The sequence below is a fragment of the Pedobacter sp. 10L46_2 genome, assembly GCF_056395165.1.
In genome coordinates this window covers 1-7,211 of the sequence record NZ_JBFTIZ010000217.1, presented here as the reverse complement: position 1 = coordinate 7,211, position 7,211 = coordinate 1, and the positions used below count along the sequence as shown (strand labels likewise).

Annotated in this window: 7 protein-coding genes; 1 reads left to right on the top strand and 6 read right to left on the bottom strand. The window is 40.4% G+C overall.

Annotated elements, in window-relative coordinates:
- Positions 1 to 235: 235 nt before the first annotated feature.
- Positions 236 to 757 (bottom strand): outer membrane beta-barrel protein, encoded by a 522-nt coding sequence (locus tag AC1DDX_RS19485; RefSeq protein WP_337715657.1) that lies wholly within the window; start codon positions 755 to 757, stop codon positions 236 to 238.
- Positions 758 to 873: 116 nt separating this feature from the next.
- On the bottom strand, positions 874 to 1,584 hold the full coding sequence (locus tag AC1DDX_RS19480) for an ATP-binding cassette domain-containing protein (protein WP_172660736.1): 711 nt from the start codon (positions 1,582 to 1,584) through the stop codon (positions 874 to 876).
- 105 nt (positions 1,585 to 1,689) lie between these two features.
- On the opposite strand from AC1DDX_RS19480, the gene AC1DDX_RS19475 reads away from it, so the two are divergent.
- Positions 1,690 to 3,171: a glycine--tRNA ligase gene (locus tag AC1DDX_RS19475; protein WP_172660737.1), complete on the top strand. Its 1,482-nt coding sequence runs from the start codon at positions 1,690 to 1,692 to the stop codon at positions 3,169 to 3,171.
- A 158-nt stretch (positions 3,172 to 3,329) separates the two neighbouring features.
- Here the strand turns inward: AC1DDX_RS19475 and AC1DDX_RS19470 are convergent, their stop codons facing one another.
- The 4 genes from AC1DDX_RS19470 to AC1DDX_RS19455 all read right to left on the bottom strand — a co-directional run.
- Positions 3,330 to 4,076 carry a succinate dehydrogenase/fumarate reductase iron-sulfur subunit gene (locus AC1DDX_RS19470; RefSeq protein ID WP_172660738.1) on the bottom strand — a complete coding sequence of 249 codons (747 nt, stop codon included), beginning with the start codon at positions 4,074 to 4,076 and terminating at the stop codon, positions 3,330 to 3,332.
- Between the two features lie 8 nt (positions 4,077 to 4,084).
- Positions 4,085 to 6,001, bottom strand: a complete 1,917-nt coding sequence (locus tag AC1DDX_RS19465) for a fumarate reductase/succinate dehydrogenase flavoprotein subunit (protein WP_172660739.1) — start codon at positions 5,999 to 6,001, stop codon at positions 4,085 to 4,087.
- The gene (locus AC1DDX_RS19460) at positions 5,992 to 6,675 is read right to left on the bottom strand and encodes a succinate dehydrogenase cytochrome b subunit (RefSeq protein WP_172660740.1); all 684 of its coding nucleotides are present in this window, start codon (positions 6,673 to 6,675) and stop codon (positions 5,992 to 5,994) included. The genes AC1DDX_RS19465 and AC1DDX_RS19460 overlap by 10 nt, the downstream gene beginning before the upstream one ends.
- A 10-nt stretch (positions 6,676 to 6,685) precedes the next feature.
- A partial coding sequence (locus AC1DDX_RS19455; RefSeq protein WP_477622437.1) for an anion permease occupies positions 6,686 to 7,211 on the bottom strand: 526 nt, incomplete at its 5' end.

The window sequence follows — 7,211 nt, the reverse complement described above, 5'->3', positions numbered from 1 at the left end:
TAATAACATACTTTACTTGTACTTATATTGTGGTTATCATATTTTCATTATTAGTGTGGTAATAACCGCATGTCAGGTGTAGTATTATCTTTCTTAATTCCAATGAGTAGAGCAGCGCGAATTTTCAGGGTCACAGTTTATGTAGCCTCAAAACGATATAATGGATAATGAAAAAGCCGCTTGAACTTAATCAAGCGGCTTTTTTATTCGTTTAAACGAACCTTTTGGTTTTTGATTACAAACCGAAATTATATGCTAATCTAAGTCCGATGAAAGAACTTGTAGTTGAATTGGCTGACCATCCTTCATAACGTCCACCTAATTCGATAGCACCGCCATCAGAAACAGGAAACTCTATACCAATGCCAGGAGAATAAGCAAAAGCAGTTTTTCCACCTGATTCAGTAGAGAAAGCAGCACCAAGCTCACCACCTATATAAAAATTCTCAGCCACAAAGTATCTTGCACCTGCTTTAACAGGAATTGAACCATAACTACCGCCACCAAATTCATCCTTAGCCTTAAAACTCAAATAGCCTGCGCTACCTGTTAAATTTAAATTAGTTGCTACTGGATGTTGATACAATAGTGAACCACCATAACCTAATTTATAAACATCACCAAAGTCACCCATTGGAAATGCAAACTCAGCTCCAATACCTAACTTTGGACCTGTCATAGCAACATCTTTTTGAGCCTTAACGCTCGAGAATGCAAAAAGACCTGCAATTGCTGTTAGTAAAAATACTTTTTTCATTTCTGTTTAATTTAAATTGTGTAATTATAATCCTTAGATACAAAAACTTGGCCAATCGTTACAAAAAATAAAACTCTACAGTAAATAATTATTAACAAACGCACAATTGACTTATTTTATTGAGAAGTCAGTTTTCTAAAAATCTCTTCAAGAGACGAAGATTGGTGTTGCTTTTTAAGTTCATTGATTTCGGCATTTGCTACAATCTTTCCTTTATTGAGGATGATGACCTCGTCGCAAACTGCCTCTACTTCTTGCATAATATGTGTTGATAGGATAACCGTTTTGTCCTTTCCCAGCTTCTTAATCAGTTCCCGAATGTCGGTAAGCTGATTTGGATCTAAACCTGATGTAGGTTCATCAAGTATTAAGATCTCGGGATTATGAATAATTGCCTGAGCCAATCCTACCCTCTGCTTGTAGCCTTTAGAAAGCATATTTATTTTTTTGTGCTGCTCGGCCCCTAAGCCAACGGCATCTATTGTCTCCTTAACTTTTTGCTCGGGGTGCTGAAGCTTATAGGTATTGGCAACAAACAATAAAAACTCTTTTACATACATATCTGTATATAAAGGCGTGTTTTCTGGCAGGTAACCAATAATACGTCTAACATCCAAACTCTGGGTTTGCGAATCGAAGCCGCACAACTCAGCGGAGCCGGAGGTTGGCTTCAGATAACCGGTAAGCATGCGCATCGTGGTAGATTTTCCGGCACCGTTTGGCCCAAGGAAACCTAATATCTTTCCGGGTTTAACCTCAAAACTAACTTCATCGACAGCCTTTTGCTTATCGTAATACTTAGACAAATACTGTACTTTGATGCTCAATTTATTTAATTTTTAGGTTTACCGGAGTGCTCATTTTCAAAAGTAGAAAAAACACCACTGCATTCATGAAAACCATTAAAATATTTTATCTAAGTTTGCATCATTATGGCAAAAAACACTAACGACGAGCAATTTAAAAATGTAATATCACACGCCAAGGAATATGGTTTTGTATTCCAAAGCAGCGAAATATATGATGGACTAAGTGCTGTATACGATTACGGGCAGTTAGGGGCAGAATTAAAAAACAACATCAAAACTTATTGGTGGAAAGCCATGGTACAAATGCATGAAAATATTGTAGGCATTGATTCTGCAATATTTATGCATCCAAAAATATGGAAAGCAAGTGGTCACGTTGACGGATTTAACGATCCTATGATCGATAATAAAGATTCGAAAAAACGCTACCGTGCTGATCAGTTATTAGAAGATAAAATTGCACGTTACGAAAAAGACGGCAAAACAGATAAAGCTGCAAAGCTACAAGCTGATATGGATGAGGCTTTAAAATCTGAAAACCTACAGCAATTAAAAACATTAATTGAAGAACACGAAATAGCATGCCCGGTAAGCGGCACAAAAAACTGGACAGAAGTACGTCAGTTTAACCTGATGTTTAGTACCCAGTTTGGTGCTATGGCCGAGGGGGCAGAAGAAATATACTTACGTCCTGAAACTGCTCAGGGTATTTTTGTAAACTTCCTTAATGTTCAGAAATCGGGAAGGATGAAAATTCCTTTTGGTATTGCACAGATAGGAAAAGCTTTTAGAAACGAGGTAATTGCCCGTCAGTTCATTATGCGTATGCGTGAGTTTGAACAAATGGAAATGCAGTTCTTTGTACGCCCGGGTGAAGACAAAAAATGGTTTGCATACTGGAAAGAGGCTCGTTTAAAATGGCATTTGGCTTTAGGCACCTCTGCCGAAAAATACAGATACCACGATCATGTTAAACTTGCTCACTATGCGAATGCAGCTACCGATATTGAATTTGAATTCCCGTTTGGGTTTAAAGAAGTAGAAGGTATTCATAGCCGTACAGATTTCGATCTTTCTCAGCACCAGGAATTCTCTGGCAAGAAAATGCAATATTTCGACAATGATCTTAATGAAGAGGGAAAACCATATGGCAACTATGTACCTTATGTGATAGAAACTTCTATAGGTTTAGATCGTATGTTCCTTTTAACCATGATCAATGCTTTTGAAGAGCAGGACCTTAGTGATGGAGAAAAACAAGATAGCAGGACGTTATTGCGTTTACACCCTTGCCTTGCTCCTGTTAAAGTAGCGATATTCCCACTTACTAAAAAAGATGGTTTACCGGAAAAAGCAAGAGAAATTATGAACAGCTTAAAGCTGGATTTCAACTGTGTATATGAAGAAAAAGATGCCATTGGTAAGCGTTACCGCAGACAAGATGCTATTGGTACTCCTTTCTGCTTAACAATTGACCATCAGACACTGGAAGATGATACGGTAACCATTCGTCATCGTGATACAATGGAGCAACAACGTATTGACATTAAAGATCTTCAAACATTAATTGAAAGCAAAACAAGCTGGAAAAACTTGTTAAGGTAATATTTGCTAAAGCATTCGTCATACCGCTGAAGAGCGGTATCTCGCTTTTTCCAGGCAAACTTTCCCTTGAGGGATGCTGAAATAAATTCAGCATGACGACCGAGCTCTCAGGATGACGAAAGTACAAAGAAGAGGGGGCAGTAAACTGCCCCCTCTTCTTATTTTTTCAAAACGCTACTCAATGAATATTCCCAGTTCATTCTTGCAATATTAAGAACTGAAATCTGTTGGGGGCATTCTACCTCGCAGGCCTCTGTATTACTGCAGTGTCCGAAATTCTCTTCATCCATTTGTTTTACCATAGAAAGCACCCTTTTCCGCGACTCCATTTTTCCTTGAGGCAATTTTGCCAGGTGGGAGATTTTGGCTGATGTAAATAAGGCCGCACTTGAGTTTTTACAAGTAGCAACACAAGCGCCGCATCCTATGCAAGCAGCAGAGTCAAAAGCAGATTCGGCCTGTTCATGTGTAATGGGTATTCCATTTGCTTCAGGTGCCTGACCAGTATTTACAGAAACAAACCCACCAGCCATAATAATCCTGTCAAATGCTGACCTATCAACCCTTAGATCCCTTTTTATAGGAAATGCCAAAGCTCTGAATGGTTCAACATAAATGGTGTCGCCATCTTTAAACTCACGCATATGAAGCTGGCAGGTAGTAAGATTTGCTATGGGGCCATGTGCTTGTCCGTTAATCATCATTCCACACTGCCCGCATATTCCTTCCCTRCAATCATGGTCAAATTCAACAGGGCGGTCGCCTTTTAAAACCAGCTGCTCATTTAAGGTATCCATCATCTCCAGAAAAGACATATGAGGGATCACATTATCCAGTTCGTAATCTACCAGCTTACCCTCGCTGGCAGCATCACTTTGTCTCCAAATTTTTAGATATAACTTCATCAGCCTATTTATTTATAGCTTCTTACTGCCAGTTCAACATTTTCAAAGTGTAATGGTTCAGGGATCAGCAATTCTTCCTGTCCTTCTCCCCGCCATTTCCAGGCAGATACGAAACAGAACTTTTCATCATTCCTTAAAGCCTCTCCTTCCGGAGTTTGATATTCTTCTCTAAAATGGGCACCACATGATTCGTCTCGAGTTAAAGCATCCAGGCACATCAACTCTGCCACTTCGAGATAATCACCAATACGACCTGCCTTTTCCAATTCTCCGTTCATCTCATCTTCATCGCCAGGAACTTTAAGGTCTTTATAAAAATCAGCCCTTAGCTTTTTTATTTCGTTTATGGCGTGGATTAATCCTTCTTTGCTTCTTGATAAACCACAATAATCGTATAATAACTTGCCTAAAGTCTTATGGAAATAATCGGCCGTTTTAGTGCCATTTATTTCCAGCAGTTTACTTAGTTGCGCTCTTACCTGAACTTCGGCATCGATAAATGCCTGATGATCTATCGGCACCCTTTCTGATTTAATTTCTCCGGCCAGATAATTTGAAACCGTATATGGTGCAATAAAATAACCGTCTACACATGCCTGTAATAAAGAATTTGCACCTAACCTGTTGGCTCCATGATCAGCAAAGTTAGCTTCACCAAGGGCAAACAATCCTGGTATGGTCGTCATCAGTTCATAATCAACCCATAGTCCGCCCATTGAGAAGTGAGCCGCAGGAGATATCATCATAGGCTCTACATAGGCGTCGGTAGCCGTAATTTTGCGGTACATGTCAAACAGGTTGCCATACTTCTCTTTAATACGCCCTTTTCCCTGCTCCTTAATCGCCTTGGAAAAATCCAGATAAACGGCATTCCTTTGCGGCCCTACTCCAAATCCTGCGTCTATGCGTTCCTTTGCCGCTCTCGAGGAAATATCGCGTGGGGCAAGATTACCGAAGGCAGGGTAACGTCTTTCCAGGTAGTAATCACGTTCTGATTCAGGAATATCATTAGGTTTCCGGTTTTCAGAAGGTTTTAAAGGCACCCAAATTCGCCCATCATTCCGCAGCGACTCAGACATAAGTGTGAGCTTAGATTGGTAATCGCCCGATTGTGGTAAGGATGTTGGGTGTACCTGGGTCCAGCTTGGACATGCCATTAATGCACCCTTCTTGTGTGCACGCCATATGGCAGATGCATTGCATCCCATTGCAAGGGTTGATAAATAATAGATTTTACCAAAGCCCCCGGTGGCCAAAATTACGGTATGAGCACTATGCCTTTCTATCTCTCCTGTATCAAGATTTCTTACAATAACGCCTCTTGCTTTTCCATCGATAACTACTACATCCAACATTTCATGCCTTGTGTAAAGCTTAACAGTTTTGGCAGCAACCTGACGCATTAAAGCCTGATAAGATCCTAAAAGCAACTGTTGTCCGGTTTGTCCCCTTGCATAAAAAGTCCGGCTAACCTGTACACCTCCAAAAGATCGATTATTCAGATACCCGCCATATTCTCTGCCAAAAGGCACACCTTGGGCAACTGCCTGATCTATTAACTGAGCCGAACATTCTGCAAGCCTATAAACGTTTGCTTCGCGTGACCGGAAATCGCCGCCTTTAATGGTATCATAGAACATACGATAAACACTATCTCCATCATTCTTGTAATTCTTGGCCGCATTTACTCCACCTTGTGCAGCTACTGAGTGTGCACGCCTTGCTGAATCCTGAAAACAGAAAGATTTAACATTGTATCCCATCTCGGCCAATGATGCCGCAGCAGCACTACCTGCCAGTCCGGTACCAATAACAATAACGTCCATTTTTTTTCGGTTGGCGGGATTAACCAGCTTAGCATGGTCTTTATAGAAACTCCATTTATCTTTTAATGGTCCCGGTGGTATTTTAGCGTTCAGTTCCATAAAACATGTTGAGTTAAGTAAATATAAATTGGAATAATAGCGAAACCGATAGTGATGATATAGCTATAGCCTGTACCAAAAGTCCTTACCCACGAAACATATTTAGGATGATACAAACCCAGTGATCTGGCTGCACTATAAAAGCCATGCAGCAGATGATAACCCAGCGCGAACATAGACAGCACATAGAAAAGTACATACCACCAGTCGTGATAGGCAGCCACCACTATTGCGTATAGGTCTTTATGCCCACTTTCATCTTTCGGTAAGCTTCCGAACTTGTACTGATACCAAAAATCCCTGAAATGAAATACCAAAAATATCAGAATTAGTGTGCCAAGTATCCCCATATTTCTTGAATACCATTTGCTGGCTTTGCCCCTGTTATCCACGGCATACCTGCCTGCTGTTTTTTTATTTTTAAGCGTAATTATCAATGCATCCAGGCAATGAATTACAATAGATGCATAGAGAACATAAGAAATGATCTTTATAAAAATATTGCCGGATAGCAGCTGAGAATAACTGTTAAAGCTGGCTTTTGCTTGTTCGGCAGGTAATAATAACTGCAGATTTCCAAGCAAATGAATGACAAGAAAAAAACACAGAAACAACCCCGTAACTGCCATTAGCGTTTTTCGCATCAGTGTAGATGCTCTGTTTTTATTATCCATAAGCTTTAAATTAATACAAGCCGATCATCTTCCACCACAGCCCGCCTATTCCCATCCAGATCAAAAGAAAAACGATACTCAAAACAAATCCCTTTGACCACCAGTCCTTGACATCAACGAATGTACTTCCAAAAAATACCGGTGCCGGACCATGCCCGTAATGGGTTAATGTTCCAAAAATACCACCACAAAAGCCCAGCGATAATGCAAGCAGCATGGGCGGAATGCCAATGGTGATACCCACGCCAAGCAAAGCTGCATACATAGACGCAACGTGCGCTGTTGCACTTGCAAACAAATAATGACTGTAAAAGTAAACCAGAATAATAATAGGAAAAGCCATGGTCCAGCTCAGCCCTCCTATTTTTGCCCTTACCAATTCACTGAACCATGGGATTAATCCCAGCGTATTCAAAGAACTACCCATCATTACCAAGGCCGAGAACCATACAATTGTATCCCATGCGCCCTTTTCACTTTTCACATCTTCCCAGGTTAAAACCTGCGATAACAACAGGAATACCAGACCAATAAAG